This window comes from Methylobacterium mesophilicum SR1.6/6 (assembly GCF_000364445.2).
In the GTDB taxonomy this organism is placed as follows: Bacteria; Pseudomonadota; Alphaproteobacteria; order Rhizobiales; family Beijerinckiaceae; genus Methylobacterium; species Methylobacterium mesophilicum_A.
Window position 1 is genome coordinate 6204289 of the sequence record NZ_CP043538.1, and the last position, 23468, is coordinate 6227756.

The following is a 23468-nucleotide window of genomic DNA, read 5'->3' on the forward strand; positions in this document are numbered from 1 at the left end:
CCACGCACGCTCCCCGGCCCGACCGGTCCCCACCGTCCCGGAGAGCGCCTCAAGCGGAGCGCGCACGCCGCATGACCAGCCCCTTCCTGCCCCTCGACCGAGCGGTGATCGCCCGCGAGGCGGCCAAGATGTTCCTCGAGATCGGGGCCGTCCTGTTCTACAAGGACGAGCCGTTCAAGTTCACCTCCGGCTGGGCGAGCCCGGTCTACACCGACAGCCGGAAGATCATCTCGTTCCCCCGCCTGCGCGCGACGCTGATGGACTTCGCCACCGCCACGATCGTGCGCGAGATCGGCTACGAGCAGCTGACCCACATCGCGGGCGGCGAGACCGCCGGCATCCCCTTCGCGGCCTGGATCGCCGACCGGATGATGCTGCCGATGCAGTACATCCGGAAGAAGCCCAAGGGCTTCGGCCGCAACGCCCAGATCGAGGGCGAGATCGTCGAGGGCGCCCGGACCCTGCTGGTCGAGGACCTCGCCACCGACGGGCGCAGCAAGGTCAATTTCTGCAAAGCCCTGCGCGATTCGGGCGCCCAGGTCGAGCACTGCTTCGTGCTGTTCTACTACGACATCTTCCCCGACAGCGCCGCGCTGATGCAGGAGATCGGCATCAAGCTCCACTACCTCACCACGTGGCGGGACGTGCTGGCGGTGGCGAAGGAGATGGGCACCTTCGACCCGAAGACGCTGGCCGAGGTCGAGAGCTTCCTCGACGCGCCGGCCGAATGGTCGGCCGCCCACGGCGGCATCTCCGCCTTCGGCCAGGCCTGAGGGGAGGATCGCGATGGGCGTCGCCGAACTGTTTTCCGCCGAGCGCCAGGAGGCGAAGCCGGTCGAGCGGATCACGATCCGCCGGCCGGACGACTGGCACATCCACCTGCGCGACGGGGCCATGCTGAAGGCGGTGCTGCCCTACACGGCGGCGCAGTTCGCCCGGGGCATCATCATGCCGAACCTCGTGCCGCCGGTGACCACGGTGGCGGCCGCCAGCGCCTACCGCGAGCGCATCCTCGCCGCGCTGCCGGAAGGCCAGGATTTCACGCCGCTGATGACCTGCTACCTGCGGGACGACACCGATCCGGACGAGATCGAGCGCGGCTTCCGGGACAAGGTCTGGGTCGCCGCCAAGTTGTATCCGGCCGGCGCGACCACGAACTCGCACGCGGGCGTCACCGACCTTCTCGGGGTCGCGCCGGTGCTGGAGCGCATGGAGCGGATCGGCATGCCGCTCCTGATCCACGGCGAGGCGACCGACTCGGAGATCGACATCTTCGACCGGGAGGCCGCCTTCATGGAGGGCAGCCTGATTCCGCTGCTCGGCCGCCATCAGGGGCTGAAGGTCACCGTGGAGCACGCCACCACGGCGGAGATCCTCGACATGGTCCGGGAACACCGGAGCCGGTGCGCGGCGACGATCACGCCGCACCACCTCGTCATCAACCGGACGCACATCTTCCAGGGGGGCCTGCGGCCGCACCTCTACTGCCTGCCGGTGGCCAAGCGCGAGCGGCACCGGCTCGCCCTGCGCAAGGCCGCGACATCGGGCGAGGCCTGCTTCTACCTCGGCACCGACACCGCCCCGCATGTCCGCGGCGCCAAGGAGGCGTCCTGCGGCTGCGCCGGCGTGTTCTGCGGGCCTTCCGCGCTCCAGACCTACGTGCAGGTCTTCGACGAGGAGGGGGCGCTGGACAAGTTCGAGGCCTTCGCGTCGCTCAACGGCGCCCGCTTCCACGGGCTGGAGCCGAATGCCGGGACCGTGACCCTGGAGCGTCGGGAGAGCCGCATCGCCGAGGCGGTCGCGGTGGACGACACGGCGGTGGTGGTGTTCCGGGGCGAGGAGGCGCTGCCCTGGTCGGTGGCGTGACGGACCAGGGCGATGGCTGCGCTCCGGCATCGCGAGCGCAGCGAAGCGACGCGGGGCAGCGCGACATCGGTGATCGTCGCGCGACACTGGATCGCTTCGCTGCGCGCGCAAAGACGATGATCGGCGATCCATCCAATCAGCCAGAGCCATCTTTGCCTGGATCCAACCTCCGGTTACCGATCTTCGGTTGATCCGGAGGAGGGTACGATGCAGGACGCGCGACAGGACGGCATCACCGCCATGGGCGCCGTGGATCTCGCCGCCGCCATTCGCGGTCGGGTCGTCTCCTGCGCCGAGGTGATGCGTGCCTATCTGGAGCGGATCCACCGGATCAACCCGCAGGTGAACGCCCTCGTGGGCTTGGCGGACGACGCCGCGCTCCTGCGGGAGGCCGAGGCCGCCGATGCCGTCCTGGCGCGCGGCGAGGCCGTCGGGCCGCTGCACGGCTTCCCGCTGGCCGTGAAGGATCTCGACCCGGTCCGCGGGCTGCGGTTCACGCAAGGATCGCCGATCTTCGCCGACCGGGTCGCCGACACCGACTCGATCATGGTCACCCGCCTGCGCGCCGCCGGGGCGATCTTCATCGGCAAGACCAACATCCCGGAGTTCGGCCTCGGCTCGCACAGCTTCAACCCGGTCTACGGCGCCACCGGCAACGCCTACGATCCGGACAAGACCGGGGGCGGGTCGAGCGGCGGCGCCGCCGTGGCGGTGGCCCTGCGGATGCAGCCGGTGGCCGACGGCAGCGACCATGCCGGCTCCCTGCGCAACCCGCCGGCCTTCAACAACTGCTACGGCCTGCGCCCGAGCTGGGGCCGGATCCCCGCCGAGGCCAAGGACGTGTTCAGCCCGAGCCTCGGCGTGCTCGGGGCGATCGGGCGCACGCCCGGCGATATCGGCCTGATGCTCTCGGTGCTGGCGGGCTACGACCCGCGCTGCCCGAACGCCATCCGGCAGGACCCGTCCGCCTTCGCGAGCCCGCTCGCTCGCGACTTCCGCGGGACCCGGATCGCGTGGCTCGGCGATTGCGGCGGCCAGATCCCGTTCGATCCTGGCGTGCTCGACGTCGGGCGCGCCGCCCTGGCGACCTTCGCGGAGATCGGCTGCACCGTCGAGGAGGCGATGCCGCGCTACGACATGGAGCGGCTTTGGCAGGACTGGCTGGTGCTGCGGGCACTGACCGTCGCGGCGAACCTCCGCCCGTTCTACGACGAGCCCCGCCACCGGGCCCTGCTCAAACCGGAGGCGGCCTGGGAGGTCGAGCGGGGGCTGGCGCTCGGCGCCGACCGGATCATCGCAGCGCTGGAGGGGCGCACCCGCTGGTACGAGACCCTGCGCCGCTTCATGGAGAGCTACGACTACGTGATCATGCCGAGCGCCCAGGTCTTCCCGTTCGACAAGAACCTGCGCTGGCCCGAGACGGTGGGCGGACGGGCGATGGACACCTATCACCGCTGGATGCAGATCACGATCCCCGCGACGATGTCGGGCCTGCCGGCGCTGGCCGTGCCGGCCGGCTTCGGCGAGGCCGGGCTGCCCACCGGCATCCAGATCGTCGGCCCGAATCACGGCGAGCTCGCTTGCCTGCAGCTCGGCGCGGCTTACGACGCGGCGAGCAGCTGGGTTCGCCGCTACCCGCCGCCGCTCCAGTGAGACTTGGGCTCCGGCACCGAACCGGCGCGGAACCGGCGCGATTGCACGCGCGGACGCGTTGACCAGCCCCGCACACTCCGCTAAGAGGCCCGACACTTCGCGCGCCCACCATGACCGAGTTCCGGATCATGAGGCCGCCGCGGGGCAGGTTCGGATATCCGATGACCACGGTCCTTATTGTAGCGGTAGCGTCACCGACGGGGCGGCCCTGAGCTAGGGCCGCGATCCGGGCGGTGGCGCATGCAGGGTCCCTCGGGGCCCTTTTTTGTTGCCCGCGTCCGGGCGGATGGGTCTGAGACGGACGGTTATCCGAGGCGAGAGACACCTTCGGGCGAGGCGGACACCGCTTCACCAGACGGGGGTGCCGGGAGAGAGGACGGGGTAGGGCGGCGATTCGAGGATCGCGGTGGCCCCGGAGAGCGCGAGGAGACGAGCATGGGCGGCGAGGTCATGACCGGGGCCGAGATGGTCATCCGGGCCTTCCAGGATCAGGGTGTCGACACGCTGTTCGGGTATCCGGGCGGCGCCGTACTGCCGATCTACGACGCGCTCTTCCACCAGAACGCCGTCAAGCACATCCTCGTCCGCCACGAGCAGGGCGCCGTCCACGCTGCGGAGGGCTATGCCCGCTCATCCGGGAAGGTCGGCTGCGTCCTCGTCACCTCGGGCCCCGGCGCCACCAACATCGTCACCGGGCTCACCGACGCGATGCTGGATTCGATCCCGCTGGTCTGCATCACTGGCCAGGTTCCGACGCACCTGATCGGCACCGACGCGTTCCAGGAATGCGACACGGTCGGCATCACGCGCCACTGCACGAAGCACAATTACCTGGTCAAATCGATCGACGACCTGCCGCGCATCCTGCACGAGGCGTTCTACGTCGCGGCGAACGGCCGGCCGGGCCCGGTCGTGGTCGATCTGCCCAAGGACATCCAGTTCGCCTCCGGCCTCTACGAGCGCCCGGAGATCGCGAGCCACAAGACCTACCGCCCGGCCGTCAAGGGCGATGCCGACCGGATCCGCGCGGCCGTCGACCTGATGGCGACCGCCCGCCGGCCGGTCTTCTACACCGGCGGCGGCGTGATCAACTCGGGCCCGGAGGCGTCGCGCCTGCTGCGCGAGCTCGTCCGCGAGACCGGCTTCCCGATCACCTCGACGCTGATGGGACTCGGCGCCTATCCGGGCACGGACGAGAAGTTCCTGGGCATGCTCGGCATGCACGGGACCTACGAGGCCAACCTCGCGATGCACGAGTGCGACGTGATGATCTGCGTCGGCGCCCGGTTCGACGACCGGATCACCGGCCGGCTCGACGCGTTCTCGCCCTTCTCCAAGAAGATCCACATCGACGTCGACGCCTCCTCGATCAACAAGGTCGTCAAGGTCGATGTCGGGATCGTCGGCGACTGCGCCTCGGTGCTCGGCGACATGCTGGAGGCGTGGCGCGCCCTGCCGTCGCGGCCCGACAAATCGAACCTCGATCCGTGGTTCCAGAAGATCAACGCCTGGAAGGCGCGGGACTGCCTCGCCTACTGGCCGTCGGGCACGATCATCAAGCCGCAATACGCGGTCCAGCGCCTCTACGAGGCCTGCAAGAGCCGCGAGACCTACATCACGACGGAAGTCGGCCAGCACCAGATGTGGGCCGCCCAGTACTTCAAGTACGACGAGCCGAACCGCTGGATGACGTCGGGCGGCCTCGGCACGATGGGCTACGGCCTGCCGGCGGCGATCGGCACGCAGCTCGCGCACCCGGAGGGGCTCGTGATCGACATCGCCGGCGAGGCCTCGATCCTGATGAACATGCAGGAGATGTCGACGGCGGTGCAGTACCGCCTGCCGATCAAGGTGTTCATCCTGAACAACGAGTACATGGGCATGGTCCGCCAGTGGCAGGAGCTGCTGCACGGCTCGCGCTACTCCCAGAGCTACTCGGAGAGCCTGCCGGATTTCGTGAAGCTCGCGGAGGCCTACGGCGCGAAGGGTATGCGCTGCGAGAAGCCGGGCGACCTCGACGGCGCCATCGCGGAGATGCTCAGCCATGACGGCCCGGTGATCTTCGACTGCATCGTCGACAAAACCGAGAACTGCTTCCCGATGATCCCGTCGGGCAAGGCGCACAACGAGATGCTCCTGTCCGATTACCTCGGCGAGACCGGCGTCGAGCTCGGCGACGTGATCTCCGAGGAAGGCAAGATGCTGGTGTGAGGGAGGGCGGCCCGGCTCGTCGCCGGGCCGCGATCCGCCGCTGCGGCGGCGTTGGGTCGAACGACGAGGACTTGCCCCGCGATGAACGCGATGAACACCCACTACCCCGAGCCCGTCCGCGTCGAGCCGATCAATCGGCACACGCTCGCGGTGATCGTCGACAACGAGCCCGGCGTGCTCGCCCGCATCTCGGGGATGTTCTCCGGCCGCGGCTACAACATCGAGAGCCTGACCGTCTCCGAGACCGAGGAGGCGCGCCACATCTCGCGCATCACCATCGTGACCGCGGGCACCAACGCCGTGATCGAGCAGATCAAGGCGCAGCTCGACCGGCTGGTGCCGGTGCACCGGGTCGTGGACCTGACGCTCCAGGGCAACGCCATCGAGCGCGAGATCTGCCTCGTGAAGGTGAAGGGCGAGGGCGAGCACCGCAGCGAGGCCCTGCGGCTGGCCGCCGCCTTCGGCGCCAAGACGCTGGATGCCACACTCAACTCCTTCGTGTTCGAGCTGACCGGCGCCACCGAGGAGATCGACCGGTTCGTGCGCCTGATGAGCGTGATCGGGCTCGTGGAGATCTGCCGGACCGGCATCTCCGCGATGGGGCGCGGGGCGGAGCCGCTCTGAGGTCTCGACGCGCGGCCAGTCGGTGCTCGGGGGAGCCGAAGCCTATCATCGGATCTCCTGGCGGCAGTCGGTTGGCCGTTGTTGCCGAAAACGCCGCGCCCGCGTTCGTCGATCAAGGACCCCGCATGACCGCCCGCACCCTCTACTACGCCCCCGGCGCCTGCTCGCTCGCCGCCCACATCGTCCTGGAGGAATCCGGGCTTCCATACGAGGGCGTCAAGCTCGACCTCGCGGCGGGCGACCAGCGCCGGCCGGAATACCTTGCGATCAACGATCGGGGCCGCGTGCCGGCCCTGACCGAGGATGGCTGGGTGCTCACCGAATGCGCGGCCATCCTGCGCCACGTCGCCCGTCAGGTGCCGGAGAAGGGGCTGTGGCCCACGGATCTCCGCGAGCAGGCGGCCGCCGACGAATGGCTCGGCTGGCTCGCCTGCAACCATCACATCACCTACGCCCATGTCCGCCGCCCTGAGCGCTACACCGAGGACGAGAGTGCCTTCGAGGGCATCAAGGCCAAGGCCGCCAACACCTACGCGGATCTCGCCACCATGACCGAGGTGCGCCTCTCGCACGGCGGCTGGGCCGTGGGCGACCGGTTCAGCGTGGTGGACGCCTACCTGATGGTCTTTTGGTTCTGGGCCAACGGACCGACGCTCCGGTTCGACATGGCCGGCCGCTTCCCGGCCTGGACCGCCCATGCCCGCCGCGTCGCCGAGCGACCGGCCGTGCATGCCGTCTTCGCCCGCGAGGGGCTGCCGCTCCCGCGCTGAAGCCCGTGATCGCCGGATCGGCCACAAAGCTGTAATCCGGCGTTCCGCCTTACGACAGTGATCCCACGCTCGACCTCATCCTGAGGCGCCGGAGCGCAGCGGAGGCCTCGAAGGAGCCTTCCAGGGCAGGTGGCGCCTTCTGGAACCCTCCTTCGAAGCTGCTGCGCAGCACCTCAGGATGAGGTCGAGGGTGGGATCGAATGGGGTTGGCGGGATTCGAGGACCCCAGACCCTCTTGCCGCGGCGGTCGAATCGGCCTACAGCGCGTACCGTACGGTACGGTACGCCACTCGAGATGATGCAGGCCAGCGCCACAGCAGAGCAGGAAGCCCCGTCGGCCCGCCAGCAGGCGGTGCTGGACGCCGTGCTCGGCCTGATGGTCGAGGACGGCGAGCAGGTCACCATGGACGCCGTCGCGCGCCGGGCGAGCTGCTCGAAGGAGACGCTCTACAAGTGGTTCGGCGACCGGGACGGGTTGCTGACCGCGACGGTGCGCTGGCAGGCCTCCCGGGTCCATGCCGGGACTGACAGCGCTCAGGTGCTCGACGGCGCGACCCTGCGGGAGCGCCTGCAGGATTTCGCCGCGACGTGGCTGGAGGTCATCACCGGCCCGACCTCGGTGGCGCTGAACCGCATCGCCATCGCGCATGCGGGCTCGCGCAAGAGCAACCTCGGCGGCATCGTCCTGGCGAACGGGCGCTTCGCCATCGGCGAGCGGGTGAAGCCCGTGCTGGAGGCGGGGCGCGCCGCCGGCCTGCTGACCTTCGCCGACAGCGAGGCCGCCTTCCGCACCTTCTTCGGCCTCGTCGGCCGGGATATCCAGATTCGCCTTCTGCTCGGCGAGACACTCGACCTCGACGGGGCCGAGATCCGGCGCGACGCGGGCCGCGCCGTCGAGCAGTTCCTGGCCCTCTACGGCCGGGCCAAACCCGACCCGAAACACCAAGTCTAAGAGGAGACAGACATGCGGGTGTATTACGATCGCGACGCCGACCTGAACCTGATCAAGGGCAAGAAGGTCGCCATCGTCGGCTACGGCAGCCAGGGCCACGCCCACGCGCTCAACCTGCGCGATTCCGGCGTGAAGGACATCGTCATCGCGCTGCGCGAGGGCTCCGCCACCGCCAAGAAGGCCGAGCACGAGGGCTTCAAGGTCCTGTCGGTCGCCGAGGCCGCCCGTCAAGCCGACGTGGTCATGATGCTCACCCCCGACGAGCTGCAGGGCGACATCTACCGCGAGTCCCTCGAGGGCAACATGAAGCAGGGCGCCGCGCTCCTGTTCGCCCACGGCCTCAACGTCCACTTCAACCTGATCGAGCCGCGCAAGGACCTCGACGTCCTGATGGTCGCCCCGAAGGGCCCCGGCCACACCGTGCGTTCCGAGTACCTCCGCGGCGGCGGCGTGCCGACCCTGATCGCCATCGCGCAGGACGCCTCCGGCAACGCCCACGACCTCGGCCTGTCGTACGCCTCGGCCAATGGCGGCGGCCGCGCCGGCATCATCGAGACCACCTTCAAGGAGGAGTGCGAGACCGATCTGTTCGGCGAGCAGGCCGTGCTCTGCGGCGGCCTCGTCGAGCTGATCAAGGCCGGCTTCGAGACCCTGGTCGAGGCGGGCTACGCCCCCGAGATGGCCTATTTCGAGTGCCTCCACGAGGTGAAGCTGATCGTCGACCTCATCTACGAGGGCGGCATCGCCAACATGAACTACTCGATCTCCAACACGGCCGAGTACGGCGAGTACGTCACCGGCCCGCGCATCGTGACGCCCGAGACCAAGGCCGAGATGAAGCGCGTGCTGAACGACATCCAGTCGGGCACCTTCACCCGCAACTGGATGCTGGAGAACAAGGTCAACCAGACCTCGTTCAAGGCGACCCGCGCCAAGCTCGCCGCTCACCCGATCGAGGAGGTCGGCGCCAAGCTCCGCGGCATGATGCCGTGGATCTCCGAGAAGGCGCTGGTCGACAAGACCCGCAACTGATCCTTTCTCGAACGACGCGGCCGGGCTCTGCCCGGCCGCGCTGGGGCCGGTCGCGCGAAGGCGTGGCCGGCCCTTCGCGTTCCGGGTTGTCCGGCACCGGACATCCCGGCCATAAGCCCGGCAGCGGTCCCGCGCGTACGAGGACCGGCAAGCGGAGAGGACACCCATGGCATCGCTCTATTCCGACGCGCACCGGGCGCTGCAGGAGGAGTTCGGCACGACCAGACTCGCCGTGCGCCTCGACGAGGACTGGGTCCACGAGACTGTTCAGCCGGACGAGGCCGCCTTCATCGGCTCCCGCGACATGTTCTTCCTCTCGACCGTCGACCCTGACGGCATGCCGACCGTCTCCTACAAGGGCGGCCCCACGGGCTTCGTGAAGGTGCCCGACCCCGGCACGCTCGTGTTCCCGGGCTTCGACGGCAACGGCATGTTCTACTCGATGGGCAACATCGAGGGGCAGGCCAAGGTCGGCCTGCTGTTCATCGATTTCGAGACGCCGCACCGCATCCGCGTTCAGGGCCACGCGACGCTGCTGCGCGACGACGCGCTGATGGCCGAATACACCGAGGCCAAGTACCTCGTGAAGGTCGCGGTGACGAAGATCTGGGTCAACTGCCCGCGCTACATCCACAAGTACAAGAAGCTCGAGCAGAACAAGTACGTGCCGCAGCCCGGCCGCGAGACGCCGCTCGCCGCCTGGAAGCGCCTCGATCTCGCGGGCGACGTGATCAGCGACGCCGACAAGGCGCGTGTCGCCCAGGAGGGCAGGCTCGAGGTCTCCGAGTACGAGGCGCTGATGGCCCGCGGCGAAGCCTGAGCCGCTACCGCGCCCGCGCCACGACGAACACCCGCGGAAACGCGAGCAGGCGCCGCCCGTCGCTGCGCGGCGGGTAGGCGGCGTCAATCGCGCGCGTGTAGGCCGCCAGGAAGCCGGCCCGTTCCTCGGGATCGAGCGGATCGAGGAACGGCCGGAGCCCGGTGGCGCTCACCCACTCCACGATGGCGGCGGCATCCGCCATCCGGTGGTGATAGGCGGTGCGCCAGACATCGACGGCGGCGGCGTGCGGCGCCAGCAGGTCGTGATAGGCGGCCGGCTCCAGCATGCGCCCGAGGCGGCCGGCCACGGCCGGATCCCCGATCGCCGCCGACCAGGGCCCCGCGCCGGCCACCTCGCGCATCAGGCGGTGTGTCGGCTCGGCGAGATTGTCGGGCATCTGCACGGCGAGCACGCCGCCCGGGGCGAGGAGCCCGAAGAGCCGCGGCAGCAGGGTCGCGTGGTCCGGCAGCCACTGGAGAACCGCGTTGGCATAGATCAGGTCCGGCGCCCGATCAGGGGTCCACGTCCCGGCATCGGCCTGCGCGAAGGCGAGGCCCGGGAGGCGCACGCGGGCGCTTTCCAGCATCGCCGGGGAAGTGTCGAGGCCGATCACCTCCGTGCCGGGAAAGCGCGCCGCGATCAGCGCGGTGGAGTTGCCGGGCCCGCAGCCGAGGTCGTAGGCCAGGAGCGGCGCGTCGAGGGGCACGCGCGCGAGGAGCTCGGCGGCCGGGCGCGTCCGCTCATCCTCGAAGCGGCTGTAGAGGGCGGGGTTCCAATCGGCCATCGCACCCCTCCGTTGATCCCGTTCAGCAACCGAGCTGGTCGGCGAGATCCGCCAGGTCCCGCGCCGCGTGGGTGACCGGCACCGTCGGCGCCGCCTCGCCGCCGGCGGGGCCGTGCTCGTGGGGCCGGGCGATGTGGGCGGTGGCGAGCCCGTGGCTCGCAGCCGCCGCGAGATCGCTGGAATGGGCGGCGACCATCATGGTCTCGCCGGCGGCGAAGCCGAACGCCGCCACGGCGTCGCGGTAGAGCGCCGCCTTCGGCTTGTAGTCGCGGGAATAGCCGGCGCCGAGCACCGCGTCGAAGATCAGGCCGTTGCGGCGGGCGAGGTCGGCCATCAGCCGGACATGCCCGTTCGAGTTCGGCGCCAGGAGGTGCTTTTCCCGTAAGCGCCGCAGCGCCTCCGGCACCTCGGACCACGCATCGAGCGTGTGCCAGGCCTGGACCAGCTCCCGCCGCACGTCCTGCGCCACGCCCGCGATGCCGAACTGCGCCAGGACGTCCGGCAGGGACTCGGCCTGGAGCGTGTCGAGGTCGACGAAGGGACGGGCGCCGGAGCGCACCGGCTCCATGGAGGGCTGGTAGCGGGCGCGCCACGCATCCGCGAAGGCGCCGGCATCGAGGTTCGGCGCGACGGGCGCCAGCAGACGCCCGGCCTCGCGGGCGATTCCGGATCGCCAGTCGACCAGCGTCCCGAAGACGTCGAAGACCAGCGCCCGGACGGTCACCGCACCGCCTGCAGGCTGGGACCCCGCCGGACGAAGCCGACGATGTCCTTGACGGCGTCCAGGGTCTGCGCCGCGATGGCCTCGGCCCGGGCAGAGCCGTCGGCCAGCACGGCGTCGATGTGGCCCGGATCGGCGGTGAGGCGGCGCATCTCCTCGGCGATCGGCGCGAGGCTCGTCACCGCGAGGTCGGCCAAAGCCGGCTTGAAGGTCGAGAACTGCGCCCCCCCGAAATCGCGCAGCACGTCCTCGCGGCTGATGCCGGCGAGCGCCGCGTAGATCCCCACGAGGTTGTCGGCCTCCGGCCGCTCCTTCAGGCCCGCCACCTCGGAGGGGAGGGGCTCCGGATCGGTCTTCGCCCGGCGGATCTTCTGCGCGATGGCGTCCGCGTCGTCCGTGAGGTTGATGCGGGCGTTGTCGGACGGGTCCGACTTCGACATCTTCTTGGTGCCGTCGCGCAGCGACATGACCCGGGCGGCCGGGCCGCCGATCAGCGGCTCGGTGATCGGGAAGAACGCGTCGCCGTGGCCGTGCGCGGTGATCGATCCCGAGAAATCGGTGTTGAACTTCTGGGCGATGTCCCGGGTCAGCTCCAGGTGCTGCTTCTGGTCCTCGCCGACGGGCACGTGCGTCGCCCGGTAGGCCAGAATGTCGGCGGCCATCAGCACCGGGTAGTCGTAGAGGCCGATCGAGGCGTTCTCCCGGTCCTTGCCGGCCTTCTCCTTGAACTGGGTCATGCGGTTCAGCCAGCCGAGGCGGGCGACGCAGTTGAACACCCAGGCGAGCTCGGCGTGCTGCGGCACTTGGCTCTGGTTGAACACGATCGCGCGCTTGGGATCGATGCCGGCGGCGAGGAAGGCGGCCGTGACCTCGCGGATCTGGCCGCGCAGGGCCTCCGGATCCTGCCAGACGGTGATCGCGTGCAGGTCGACCACGCAGTACAGGCACTGCGCGTCGCGGTCCTGCATCTCGACGAAGCGCTTCACCGCCCCGAGATAGTTTCCGAGATGCAGGTTGCCGGTGGGCTGGACGCCCGAGAAGACCAATTCGGTGAACGCGGCCATCGGCGCCGATCCTGATACGTAAAAGCCGGGGCTCCGCGCCGTCCGGGCGCGGGGTTACTCGCACCCGTAGGCCGGACCGGTCAAGGACGCCTCACGGCTCCCGCATCGGCCGTCGCGCGCTGGGGCAGAGGTCGACCAGGACGCAGCGCCCGCAGGCGGGTTTCCGATGGTGGCAGACCTGCTGGCCGTGCAGCATCAGGATCTCGTGATTGTCGTAGATGTCCTGCGCGCTCCAGTCGGCCGGGAGCTGCGCCCGCAGGATCGCGTGCGCCGGCCCGACATCGACCCGCGCGCCGATCAGCCCGAGGCGCTGGGCGACCCGGTGATGGTGGCTGTCCACCGGCAGGGCCGGCATCCGCAGGGTCGAGAACGACAGCACCGCGGCGCTCGTCTTCGGCCCGACGCCCGGAATCGCCTGCAGCCATGCCCGCGCGGCCTCAACCTCCATGTCGGCCAGGAAGGCGAGGTCGAGGCTGCCGCACCGGTCTCGGAGCGCGCGGAGCACGTCGCGGATGCGCGGCGCCTTCAACTCCGGCCACGTCACCCCCGCGATGGCGGCCTCGATCTCCGGCACCTCGGCCGCGATCACCGCCTCCCAGTCCGGGAAGCGCGCCCGCAGCGCCTTGAAGGCGCGGCCGGACTCGGCGTTGCGGGTCCGGTGCGACAGGAGCGAGGAGACGAGTTCGCTGACCGGATCGAGGCTGTGGAAGTACGGGATCGGGCAGCCGTAGACCGGGCAGAGCCGGGCATGGATCGCGAGCGCCTTCTCGGTGAGGGCGGGGTCGGTGGGCAGGAGCGCCGTCTTGCGCTTGCGCGGCGTGGCAGGGGCTCTGGTGGCGACGGGCATGGACGGCGAATCCGCGGACCGGCACCGCTGTTCCTGCCGGTCCGCGGCAGCGGCGAAGTGTCCTTGGCGGCGGCCCGGAACGCGCGTGCCGCCCGCCCGGGAGCCCGAACGGGAGTCGGACGTTGAACCGCGGGCCGCGGCGCGACCGCGCGGCGGTCGCCGGCTCGACTCCGAGGTGCCGACATGGTTGCGATCCACGATCCGCAGCCGGATCCGCAGGACACGCATTCCGAAGCGGATCTGGAACAGGTGAACCACAGGCTCGCGGCCTGGGCAGCCCGCTCCGCGGTGACGAGCGCCGCGCTCATCGACCGGTTCGAGGCGATGGGCTACGAGGTCCGCGGCAAGTCGGAGGAGGAGATCGCCGACGTCCTGCACCACCCGCCGACCCGCGGAACGCGCGGCGCATCCGGCTCCAAGCCTTCGGCGTGATGCGCGCTCCGACGCCGGGCCGGCATTCCTTCGCCGGAGCGCGACCTAGCTGTGGGTTGTAGGTAAATAAGCCTTTACCCGATAAGATTTCCTGAGACTATGGAGCGCGTGCGCATCTCGCGCGCTGGGTCCGGAACAAAACATGAACAAATTGGTCAGGAACAAGTCCGCGAAGGCTGGGCGGCCGAAGCGGGAGCGGGCGCGGCCGGACGCCCTTCCGGCGGAGGCGCGACGCCTGCTGGCGCGGCTGGGGGAGGTGGAGGCGTATGCGCGGCCCGATCCCCTGGTGGAGGAGGCCCTGGTGATCCGGCGCGGCGGAGACGGGATCTCGGTGGGCGGCGGCCGCTTCGCCATGGCCTCCGGCCGCAACCTCGCGGCGGCCGACCTGGCAACCTGGGACTGCGCGGGAACGCGGCTGACGATCACCGCCGCCGGGCGGGCGCGACTGCGCCGGGACGCGGTCGGGGGCGACATGGCCTTCGCAGGGCAGCACCGCGATCTGACCATCGTGGAGGGGAGGGGGGAGGCGGGACCGGTCCTGCGCAACGCGGCGGAGAATCCGCTGGCCTGGATGGTGCGGCGGCGCGACCGGGACGGCGCGCCGCTGATCGACACGGCCTCCTTCGAGGCGGGGGAGCGGCTGCGCCGGGACATGAACGCCGCCGCGCTGCTGCCGCGGATGGGGTCTGAGTTCGGCGCCGTCCGGGTCGATGGCGGCGGACCGCGCGACCCGGCCTCGGCGGCGGACCACGTGATCGCGGCCCGGCAGCGGGTGCGCGGTGCGCTCGACGCGGTCGGGAGCGACCTGTCGGGCCTGCTGATCGACCTCTGCGGCTTCCTCAAGGGACTGGAGCGGATCGAGACCGAACGGCGCTGGCCGGCCCGTTCGGCGAAGGTCGTGGCGCGCATCGCCCTGGGACGGCTGGCCGAGCATTACGGCCTGGAGCGTGAGGCGACCGGGCCGGATAGCGGGCGCCTGCGCCTGTGGCGGGGGTGACGGCGGCGCGTCCGCCGGCTTCGCCTCCGTGGACGGTGCGAGGCCGACGATCGCGGTGGCGATCCGGGATCCGGAACCGTTTGGGCTCGACCGGTTGCAGAGGCGCACAACGTCCGCCTGCGATCCTCAGTCAAGCCGGCGGCCTTCGGCTGGCGTGACGGATCTTGAGCCGGACCGCCTCCGGGATGGCGCCCCATCGAAGCGGAGGTTGCCCAGCCGATCGATACCCAGCGCCGACGCGCCGCCGGCCATCTGTCTCGGTTCGGACGAACCTCCGTCGCGCAGGAACATGGATGAGCGGCGACGCTTGCCGACAAGCCCCGACGGGCTCGGTGAGGAAGTGGCCTCGATGCTCGACGACCTCGCCGTTCAAGGCTCAGCCTTGACGCTCGCCGTCACGTTGGTCTTCGCCGCGGGCGCCCTTGGGGTCCTGCGAACTTGGCACAGCCCGGACCAGTGCGCCGGCTTGTGCATCGTCCTGCTGGTGCTGATCCTGACGATGGCGGCGAGCGTGGTCATGTTCCGGCCCTTGCAGGCCGGTGATCTCGTCGAGGCGCGGGAGCGACGCGAACCGGACTGTCCCGCCGCGATGTTCTCGTGTTGGCGAGCGCCACCTTAACATATGACGCGCAGGGTTCCGCTTTGTGCTTGCGATGTTCCGATCGCGGGTTGCGCCACCGGGACCCGGCGTCGTTCAGGCCGGAATGGATCCGGTCATGTCCGGCAGGGGGGCTTCGACCGTGCAGACCAAGCCGCGCGGCCGGTAGTCGATGTCCGCCGTTCCGCCGAGTTCGGCGGCGAGTGCCCGCTCGATCATCCGAGAGCCGAACCCCTTGCGCTGCGGCAGCGCGACCGGTGGGCCGCCGAGTTCCTCCCAGCGCACCAGCAGCCGCTCCGGTTGCGCATCGCCGACGACGTCCCAGCTGAGATCGATCCGGCCCGCGCGGCTGGACAGGGCGCCGTACTTGACCGCGTTGGTCGCCAGTTCGTGCAGCGCCATCACGAAGGCCAGGGCCTGCCGGGGCGACAGCCTCACGTGCGGGCCGCCGATCTTGAAGCGCTTGCCATTTCTCTGGCGGAACGGTTGCAGAGCGCCCTCGGCGATCTCCGCCAGTGTCGCCCCTTCCCAGCTCTCGCGCGTCAGCACGTCGTGGGCGGTCGCCAGGGAGAGCAGCCGGGCGTCCAGTGTCGTCCGCGCATCGGCCAGCGATGCGGCATTGCTGAGGGTCTGGTGGGCGATGGATTGCATCGTCGCCATCGAGTTCTTGACCCGGTGATTCAGCTCGGCCGCCAACAGGGCCCGATGCTCCTCGCCGCGCTTGCGTTCCGTGATGTCGATCGACACGCCCGCCATGCTCAACGGTTGGCCGTCCACGTCGTAGAACGTCTGCCCGCGGATCTGCAGCCACCGGACTTCGCCCTTGGGGGTCTGGATACGGTACTCGATGTCGTAGTCGGTGTGCTGGCTGATCGAGTCCTGCACGGCCGCCCGCATGCGCCCCTGGTCCTCCGGCACAATGCTCGCGATCAGATCCTCGTAGCCGAACGGGTCGTGGACATCCCGACCGAAATTCTCCTTGCAGACGTCGGAGGCGACCAAGCGCATATCGGCCAGATCCAGCGTCCACGAGCCGAATCGGCCCGCCTTCATGATGAAACGCATGCGATCCTGGCTGCGCGTCAGAGCGAGGGTGCGGCGCTCGACCTCCTGCTCCAGGGCATCCCGGTCGCGCTGGACGCGGGCCAGCTTCTCGCGTTCAAGGGTCACATCGTACTGGGAGGCAAAGAAGAAGGTGAGCTGTCCGTCCTGATCGAACACCGGCGAGATCAGCAGCCGGTTCCAGAAGGTTTCACCACACTTCTTGTAATTCAGAAGTTCGAGCTCGATCGTCGTCCGACGTTCGATGGCATCCCGCAGCTTGTCGACATCCGCGCGTTGCGTCTCGGGCCCCTGCAGGAAACGGCAGTTCCGCCCGATCACTTCTGCGCGGGCGTATCCGGTCAGCTTGAAGAAGGCATCGTTGACGAAGACGATGGGATTGTCGGGCTTGTGAGGGTCTGTGATCAGCATCGGCATCCGTGTCGCCCGCACAGCGGCGGCGAACGGATCATGGCTGGCTTCGCGACGGCCGATCTCAGCGTCAATGCGGCTTTGTTCGAACCGATCCGGCAACGTTCTCTGCCGCCTTCCCTGCGACCCTTCTCAACGGCCGCCAACGACCGGCAAGGTCGAAATTCTAACATGGAGCAGGACTGACTGCCCAGAAGTGAATCCGCGTCACATTGCCGGTCGCCATCCCCCCATTGGTATAAGGCGCCGGATACGGCCGGATCAACAGCCGAGGCGAGGATCCCGGCCCTATCGGCCCGTCCGCGTTAGCGAGCCGGGCGTCCGGTCTGCCGGTCGGGACTCGCCTGCGCGCCGGTCTCGAAAAGCCGACCGGGCGCCGCGCCGCGCGGTGACGGCGGTGGCGCCTCACCCTTCCGCGGCGAGACGGACCGCGTCACGGTGAATGCGCTCGGCCATGGCCCGCACGCCGTTCGAGCGCTTCGAGGTCACGTGGGCGCCGAACCGGAGCTGGCGGAACAGGTCGAGGCCGTCGGTCTCGGCGGCCTCCTGCGGGGTCTTGCCGGTGTAGAGCGCCACCATCAGCGCCACGAAGCCGCGGACGATGAACGAGTCGCTGAAGCCATGCAGCACGAGGCGCGGCGGCCCGCCGGACCGCTCCAGCTCCGTGTCGATCCAGACCTGACTCTCGCAGCCGTGGACGCGGTTCGCCTCGGTCCGCTCCGCCTCGGGCATCGGCGGCAGCGCGCGGCCGAGCTCGATCAGGTACTCGAGCCGCATGTCGTCGTCCTCGACGATCTCGAAATTGTCGATGATGGTATCGATCGGGGGAAGCATGGGCGGCCGGGTCCGGAGGGGTCAGCGCCCTATAGGCCGCCGGCGCCGCAATGGCGACGGGGTCCGGCGCCGCGGGCGCTCATTGCGGCGCGGGACTCGCCGGCGGCAGGGTCAGCCTCAGGGGATCGCCCGGGCTGGCATCGCCGGTGACGGCGATCTCGGCCTGAGCCGCGTAGGCGGCGATGAGACGGGGGCCGAGCTTCGGCACGTTGGGGCGGCCCGACGCGGCCATCTCGCTCACCCCGGAGACGATCGCCAGGCGCAGGGGCTCGCCCGAGGCAGCCGCCATGTCGATGGTAATCGAGCAGGCGACATGCTCGGCGGTGGCGTCGAGGCACTCGGCCACGATCTCCGCGACGATCATGCCGAGCGCGTTCGCGGTCCTCGGCTCGACGAGCCCGTTCCCGGCCCCGCCGACCTGGACGCTGATCCGCCCGGCCCGTCGGAGCTGGCCCAGGCCCGAGGCGAGGCGGTACAGGTAGTCCTTCAGGTCGATCGACGCGATGTGGGGCGCCTCGTGGAGGTGCTGCTGCACCAGCGCGATCGCCCGAACCCGCTGGCCCAGGGCCTCGAAGCTGCCGCGGCAGGCATCCGGCGCCGCCCGCCCGTAAAGGCCGATCAGACTGACCATCACCTGAAGGTTGTTGCGGACGCGGTGATAGACCTCGGCGAGCAGCGCCTCCTTCTCGGCAAGCGCGTGCTCGATGTGCTCCTCCGCGTGCTTGCGGTCGGTGATGTCGAAGCAGGAACCGAGATAACCCTGGAACCGGCCGTCCTCCACGAGGGGTCGGGCCGTGTCGAGCAGCCAGCGATATTCGCCGTCATGCCGCCGCAGCCGGAACTCGACGGTGAAGGGTTCCCGCGCCTCGAAGGCCGTGGCGACGATCCTGGCGTGGCGCTCGAAATCCTCCGGGTGCAGGCCTCTGCGCCAGCCGAGGCCCAGTTCCTCCTCCAGGGGACGCCCGGTGAATTTCAGCCAGCACTCGTTGTGATGGATCGCGTGGCCGCTCTCGTCCGAGCGCCACATCATCAGGGGCACAACGTCGGCGAATCGCTTGAAGCTATCGCTCAGGGCGGCGGCTTCCGCCGTCCCCTGCGCCGGCTCCGTCCCGGGATCCCCCGCGGGGCCGTCGTCCAGCGGCTCGGCCGCTCCGGTCCCTGGTGGCTCACCGACCATTCTGTACCCGATTCGCTCTGATTCTGTGCTTGAGACGGCGTTGTTGCGTGCGGATGGCGCCGGTCAACGTGTCGAGTCGGTTGCCGTTCCGGCTTTCATCCGTCGGAGCGGCATTGATTCACATGCATGATAAGGGCGAGAACTTTCGGGCCCCTGCAATGTCCGGTCGATGCGCGTCCAGGGACCGGCCCGGGTGCGAGGCGGCGTCGGTCCGCCGTAGCGAGGCTTGCCTCCCCGGTCGCGCCAGAATTCCTAGAATGGGCGATTGATAGGAATTATTGCTTGACATCGCGACGCTCCGAGGCTATCAACGGAGCACGGTCGAGACGTGTGCGGAGAGGCGCGATGCGGCGGCGGGGCAGGAAACACCCGGCCGAGCAGCACGCCGAGGTGCTGCGTCTGCTGGCCGAGACCGCGCTTACAGACGCGGCGATCAGCGCCCGCACCGGCATCCCGGCGGGCACAATCAGAACCTGGAACGTCCGGGCCGGCTGGCTCAGGCCGCCGCGGCGACGGCGATGGCTCGCCGCGGGGCTGTGGCCGGCGGAGCGGCGGGCCGCCCTCGTCCGGCTGCTCTGCGCCCCCGGCAACGATCCCGGCGACGTCACCGAGATCCTCGGGCTCGGGCGCCTCACCCCGGACAGGATGGTCGCCATCTTCGGGACGGCCCTGAAACTGTCGCCCGCCGTGTTCGTGCGGCCGGAACGCGGCGCGGCGACCGACCCGATCACCCTGCGAGCGCATCTGCGGGCCCACATCGTCCGCCAGATCGCCGCCTTCGACGCGGCGCTGAGCGCAGAGGGGCCGGCCTCGCGCGACTCCGCCCGGGTGCTGCGCGATCTCGGCGGTCTCAAGCGGCTGCTGGATACGGTGGAGGCGGACGGTGCGCGCAGCGGCGGGGGAGAGGGGGACGATGGCGGCACCGAGCCCGACCTGCCCGCCCTGCGCGCGGAGATCGCGCGACGCTATGCTGGCTTTGTCGGCGGCCGGGCGGCTGCCTGACTTCCTCGCCACCCTGCCGCCGGACCTGCTCCGGACCCTTGCCGGGGACTGGCTGCACCAGGCCCGGCCCGACCAGCTGCCGCCGGACGATGCCGAACCCTGGACGACGTGGGCGGTGATCGGCGGCCGCGGCAGCGGCAAGACCCGCACCGGCGCCGAGTGGGTCGATGCCCTCGCGCGGGGCGATCCGGCCTTCACGGCCGCACCGGTGGGCCGGATCGCGCTGGTCGGCGAGACGCATCGCGATGTCCGCGACGTGATGGTTGACGGACCCTCCGGGTTCCTGAGCCTCCCGGCGCGCGGCCGGGGCCGTCCGGCTTGGTCGCCGAGCCGGCGACGCCTCGAATGGGCCAACGGCGCGGTCGCGCTCGCCTTCTCGGCGGAGGAACCGGACGCGCTCCGGGGCCCGCAATTCGGCGCCGCGTGGTGCGACGAGGCCGCCAAGTGGCGCCGGCCCGAGATGGCCTTCGACATGCTGCAGTTCGGCCTGCGCCTCGGCGCCCGGCCGCGCAACCTCGTGACCACGACGCCCCGGCCGGTGCCGCTGATCCGGCGCCTGCTCGACGACCCGCGTACGGTGGTGAGCCGCGCCCGGACCCACGACAACGCCGAACACCTCGCGCCGGACTTCCTGGAGCGGGTGGTCGGGCGCTACGCCGGCACCCGGCTCGGCCGCCAGGAACTCGACGGCGAGCTGATCACCGACCGGGACGACGCCCTGTGGGACCGGACCGCCCTGGAGGCCGCCCGGGTCGCCGCCGCGCCGGATCTCGGACGGATCGTCGTGGCGGTGGATCCCCCCGCCGCCTCGGGGGCGCGCTCCGATGCCTGCGGGATCGTGGCCGCCGGGCGGGCCGGACCCCACGCCTATGTCCTGGCCGATGCGAGCCTCGCCCGCGCCACCCCGCAGGCCTGGGCCGGCGCGGCTCTGGCGCTGTATCACCGCCTCGCGGCCGACGCCCTCGTGGTCGAGGTCAACCAGGGCGGCGAGATGGCCGCCGCCGTGCTGGCGCAGTGCGACCCCGCCGTCCCGGTGACCCGGGTCCACGCGACCCGCGGCAAGTACCTGCGGGCGGAGCCGGTGTCGCTGCTCTACGCCCGCGGGCTGGTCCACCACGTCGGGACTTTCCCGGCGCTGGAGGACGAACTCTGCGATTTCGGTCCGGACGGCCTGACCGGCGGAGCCTCGCCCGACCGGCTCGACGCCCTGGTCTGGGCGCTCACCCACCTGATGCTGGAGAGCCGGCCGCAGCCGCGGATCCGGTGCCTCTGAGCGTCGGGCGCCCAAAACAATACGGCGCGCCTCTGCGAGAAGCGCGCCGTGAGTCGGTTCGTGGTCTCTGGAACGAACTGCATCCTGTATACACAATTTCTTGTGCCATGCTGTAGCCAGCGCGCCACGGCGCGGCTTCGCGCGGAACAAATCCTCCGGATTGTTGTGAGGCCGCGCCCGATTACTGGGGCGCGATCGGGCGGCGCTTGACCACGGCTCAGGAGCGGACCGGCATGTCGACTGTCCTCGAACGGCTGGCGCGGCTCGCGCGCCGGGCCGCCGGCGGGTCCGCGCCGGCGCTGGCCACCAAGGCGGTCGCGGCCCCGTCCTTCGCGTTCTACGCCGAGGGTCGCGCCAGCTGGACGCCCCGCGATCCGGCGGCCCTGGCCCGGGCCGGCTACCAGGGCAATCCGGTGGTCCACCGGGCGGTCCGGCTCGTCGCCGAGAGCGCCGCGCGGCTGCCCCTGATCGCCACCGGTCCCGGCGCGGAGCGGGCGGGCGACCTCCTGGCGCTCCTCGCCCGCCCGAACCCGCGGGAGAGCGGCACGCATCTCCTCGAGACCGTCTACGCCGACCTGCTGCTCACCGGCACGGCCTATCTGGAGGCGGTCGGCCTCGAGGGCCGGGTGGCGGCGCTCCAGGCCTTACGGCCGGGCCGGATGCGGATGCTGCCGGGTCCGGACGGCTGGCCGGCCGCCTACCTTTATACCGTGGGCGGGCGCAGCCGCCGGTTCGACCTGCCCGCGCCGGGCCTCCCCGAGGTGGCACCAATCCTGGCCCTCGCCCTGTTCCATCCGGAGGACGATTGCGGCGGGCTCGCGCCGATCGAGGCCGCCGCCACCGCGCTGGACATCCACAACGCCGCGAGCGCCTGGAACAAGGCGCTCCTCGACAACGCGGCGCGTCCCTCCGGCGCGCTGGTCTTCGCCGGGGCGACGCTCTCCGAGCCGCAATTCGACCGGCTGAAGGCGGAGCTGGAGTCGAACTACCAGGGCGCCGGCAATGCCGGCCGACCGCTGCTGCTGGAGGGCGGGCTGGACTGGAAGCCCCTCGCCCTCTCGCCCCGGGACATGGATTTCGTCGAGGCCAAGAACGCGGCAGCCCGGGAGATCGCCCTCGCCTTCGGGGTGCCGCCGCTGCTGCTGGGGCTGCCCGGCGACAGCACCCACGCCAACTACGCCGAGGCCAACCGCGCCCTGTACCGGCAAACCCTGATCCCGCTTGCGGCCCGCACCGCGCAGGCGCTGGCGTCCTGGCTGGAACCCGCCTTCGGGCCCGTGGACCTGGAGCCCGACCTCGACCGGATCGAGGCCCTCGCCGCCGAGCGCGAATCCCTGTGGCGGCGGGTCCAGGCCGCGGACTTCCTGTCGGTGGCGGAGAAGCGCGAGGCGGTGGGCTACCCGCCGGAGATGGAGCGCGGGACGGGGGGCTGACGACGCGGGTCTGCTTCCGTTTGAACGGGCTGCGGTCGTCACGTTTCGGGGCTCGACCCGCGACGTCTCCTTCCCTCGCAAGGGGCGAGCGGATTCACACATCCGGTGCGGGATCGTCGTCAGGTCGGCCGATGAGTCAGTCCAGTTGCCCCACGCGCCCTCCCTCCCCCACAGAGGGGGGAGGGGAACGCGCGGGACCGTTCAGCCCCTCTCCGACAGAGATATGCGAACAGCGTAGCGCAGAGGGGAGGGAGCCCGCCTGAGAGGTCTGGACCGCCAGACTTCCCGACCGGAGGCGCCCTCGAACCCGATGTGTCAGGCCTTTCGGCTTTGCGCGCGTGAGCGGCGCGCCGCTGACCCGCTCCGGACCGCCCCGATCGAGAACGCCCGCAATCCGAGGATCCTCCCATGGACGGCCATTTCAGCGGCTACGCCAGCGTCTTCGGCGTGCCCGATCTCGGCCGCGACGTGGTGGTGGCGGGCGCCTTCGCGGCGAGCCTCGCCCGGCGCGGCGCCGCCGGGGTGCGGCTGCTGTTCCAGCACGATCCGGCCGAGCCCATCGGCCGCTGGCTCTCCCTGCGCGAGGATGCCCGAGGCCTGTTTGCCGAGGGGCAGCTCAACCTCGCGGTGCAGCGCGCCCGGGAAGTCGACGCCCTGATGCGGGGCGGCGGGCTCGACGGCCTGTCGATCGGCTTCAGGACCTTGCTCGCGCGCAAGGGCGGCGGCGGCGAGCGCCGGCTCCATCAGGTCGACCTCTGGGAGATCTCCCTGGTGACCTTCCCGCTGCAGCAGGCGGCCCGGGCGAGGCCGGAGCCCGCCGTGCTTCCGCTCGCCGACGCCATCCGCGGGCTCGCCCGGCGGATCGCGCCGGTCCGCCCGCCGAGATCGGCCGGGCGGCCCTGATG

At 70.6% G+C, this 23468-nt stretch carries 23 protein-coding genes; 16 read left to right on the forward strand and 7 right to left on the reverse strand.

Going from position 1 to position 23468, the window contains the following annotated elements; all coding sequences use genetic code 11:
- Positions 1-71 precede the first annotated feature (71 nt).
- The 9 genes from MMSR116_RS29595 to MMSR116_RS29635 all read left to right on the forward strand — a co-directional run bounded on the left by MMSR116_RS29595 (position 72) and on the right by MMSR116_RS29635 (position 9928).
- A complete protein-coding gene (locus tag MMSR116_RS29595) occupies positions 72-773 on the forward strand; it encodes an orotate phosphoribosyltransferase (protein ID WP_010684512.1) in 702 nt (233 codons plus the stop codon).
- Between the two features lie 13 nt (positions 774-786).
- A complete protein-coding gene (gene pyrC, locus MMSR116_RS29600) occupies positions 787-1866 on the forward strand; it encodes a dihydroorotase (RefSeq protein WP_010684513.1) in 1080 nt (359 codons plus the stop codon).
- Between the two features lie 207 nt (positions 1867-2073).
- Positions 2074-3519: an amidase gene (locus tag MMSR116_RS29605; RefSeq protein WP_010684514.1), complete on the forward strand. Its 1446-nt coding sequence runs from the start codon at positions 2074-2076 to the stop codon at positions 3517-3519.
- 435 nt (positions 3520-3954) lie between these two features.
- Positions 3955-5730 carry an acetolactate synthase 3 large subunit gene (locus MMSR116_RS29610; protein WP_010684515.1) on the forward strand — a complete coding sequence of 592 codons (1776 nt, stop codon included), beginning with the start codon at positions 3955-3957 and terminating at the stop codon, positions 5728-5730.
- An 81-nt stretch (positions 5731-5811) separates the two neighbouring features.
- Positions 5812-6354, forward strand: coding sequence for an acetolactate synthase small subunit (ilvN, locus tag MMSR116_RS29615; RefSeq protein ID WP_010684516.1), 543 nt, complete (start codon positions 5812-5814; stop codon positions 6352-6354).
- Between the two features lie 125 nt (positions 6355-6479).
- Positions 6480-7124, forward strand: coding sequence for a glutathione S-transferase family protein (locus MMSR116_RS29620; protein WP_010684517.1), 645 nt, complete (start codon positions 6480-6482; stop codon positions 7122-7124).
- 295 nt (positions 7125-7419) lie between these two features.
- Positions 7420-8076, forward strand: coding sequence for a TetR/AcrR family transcriptional regulator C-terminal domain-containing protein (locus MMSR116_RS29625; RefSeq protein WP_010684518.1), 657 nt, complete (start codon positions 7420-7422; stop codon positions 8074-8076).
- Positions 8077-8088: 12 nt separating this feature from the next.
- The gene (gene ilvC / locus MMSR116_RS29630) at positions 8089-9108 is read left to right on the forward strand and encodes a ketol-acid reductoisomerase (protein ID WP_010684519.1); all 1020 of its coding nucleotides are present in this window, start codon (positions 8089-8091) and stop codon (positions 9106-9108) included.
- A gap of 166 nt (positions 9109-9274) precedes the next feature.
- Positions 9275-9928 carry a pyridoxamine 5'-phosphate oxidase family protein gene (locus MMSR116_RS29635; RefSeq protein WP_010684520.1) on the forward strand — a complete coding sequence of 218 codons (654 nt, stop codon included), beginning with the start codon at positions 9275-9277 and terminating at the stop codon, positions 9926-9928.
- 4 nt (positions 9929-9932) lie between these two features.
- Here MMSR116_RS29635 and tam read toward each other — a convergent pair whose 3' ends face one another.
- From tam to MMSR116_RS29655, 4 genes are all read right to left on the reverse strand, one after another.
- Complete coding sequence (gene tam, locus MMSR116_RS29640) at positions 9933-10712, reverse strand: trans-aconitate 2-methyltransferase (RefSeq protein WP_010684521.1); 780 nt, start codon at positions 10710-10712, stop codon at positions 9933-9935.
- Positions 10713-10734: 22 nt separating this feature from the next.
- Complete coding sequence (locus MMSR116_RS29645; protein ID WP_010684522.1) at positions 10735-11436, reverse strand: haloacid dehalogenase type II; 702 nt, start codon at positions 11434-11436, stop codon at positions 10735-10737.
- Entirely contained in the window at positions 11433-12497 is a 1065-nt protein-coding gene (gene trpS / locus MMSR116_RS29650) for a tryptophan--tRNA ligase (protein WP_010684523.1), read from the reverse strand. Before trpS ends, MMSR116_RS29645 begins: the two co-directional genes overlap by 4 nt.
- 91 nt (positions 12498-12588) lie before the next feature.
- A complete protein-coding gene (locus MMSR116_RS29655) occupies positions 12589-13344 on the reverse strand; it encodes an endonuclease III domain-containing protein (protein ID WP_010684524.1) in 756 nt (251 codons plus the stop codon).
- Positions 13345-13527: 183 nt separating this feature from the next.
- Between MMSR116_RS29655 and MMSR116_RS29660 the strand changes: the two genes are divergently transcribed.
- From MMSR116_RS29660 to MMSR116_RS29670, 3 genes are all read left to right on the forward strand, one after another.
- Positions 13528-13776 (forward strand): hypothetical protein, encoded by a 249-nt coding sequence (locus MMSR116_RS29660; RefSeq protein WP_010684525.1) that lies wholly within the window; start codon positions 13528-13530, stop codon positions 13774-13776.
- Positions 13777-13918: 142 nt separating this feature from the next.
- Positions 13919-14773 (forward strand): DUF6456 domain-containing protein, encoded by an 855-nt coding sequence (locus tag MMSR116_RS29665; RefSeq protein WP_039893427.1) that lies wholly within the window; start codon positions 13919-13921, stop codon positions 14771-14773.
- Positions 14774-15122: 349 nt separating this feature from the next.
- Positions 15123-15392 (forward strand): hypothetical protein, encoded by a 270-nt coding sequence (locus MMSR116_RS29670; protein ID WP_010684527.1) that lies wholly within the window; start codon positions 15123-15125, stop codon positions 15390-15392.
- Between the two features lie 75 nt (positions 15393-15467).
- Here the strand turns inward: MMSR116_RS29670 and MMSR116_RS29675 are convergent, their stop codons facing one another.
- The 3 genes from MMSR116_RS29675 to MMSR116_RS29685 form a co-directional block, all read right to left on the reverse strand.
- A complete protein-coding gene (locus MMSR116_RS29675; protein ID WP_039893432.1) occupies positions 15468-16946 on the reverse strand; it encodes an HWE histidine kinase domain-containing protein in 1479 nt (492 codons plus the stop codon).
- Between the two features lie 303 nt (positions 16947-17249).
- A complete protein-coding gene (locus MMSR116_RS29680; RefSeq protein ID WP_010684529.1) occupies positions 17250-17678 on the reverse strand; it encodes a SufE family protein in 429 nt (142 codons plus the stop codon).
- Between the two features lie 79 nt (positions 17679-17757).
- Complete coding sequence (locus MMSR116_RS29685) at positions 17758-18855, reverse strand: sensor histidine kinase (RefSeq protein WP_010684530.1); 1098 nt, start codon at positions 18853-18855, stop codon at positions 17758-17760.
- Between the two features lie 345 nt (positions 18856-19200).
- On the opposite strand from MMSR116_RS29685, the gene MMSR116_RS29690 reads away from it, so the two are divergent.
- The 4 genes from MMSR116_RS29690 (at position 19201) to MMSR116_RS29705 (ending at position 23466) form a co-directional block, all read left to right on the forward strand.
- Positions 19201-19857, forward strand: a complete 657-nt coding sequence (locus MMSR116_RS29690; protein WP_010684531.1) for a hypothetical protein — start codon at positions 19201-19203, stop codon at positions 19855-19857.
- Positions 19823-21130: a DNA-packaging protein gene (locus MMSR116_RS29695; protein WP_191991852.1), complete on the forward strand. Its 1308-nt coding sequence runs from the start codon at positions 19823-19825 to the stop codon at positions 21128-21130. The genes MMSR116_RS29690 and MMSR116_RS29695 overlap by 35 nt, the downstream gene beginning before the upstream one ends.
- A gap of 233 nt (positions 21131-21363) precedes the next feature.
- The gene (locus MMSR116_RS29700) at positions 21364-22563 is read left to right on the forward strand and encodes a phage portal protein (protein ID WP_010684533.1); all 1200 of its coding nucleotides are present in this window, start codon (positions 21364-21366) and stop codon (positions 22561-22563) included.
- Between the two features lie 408 nt (positions 22564-22971).
- Complete coding sequence (locus MMSR116_RS29705; protein WP_010684534.1) at positions 22972-23466, forward strand: HK97 family phage prohead protease; 495 nt, start codon at positions 22972-22974, stop codon at positions 23464-23466.
- Positions 23467-23468: the final 2 nt, after the last annotated feature.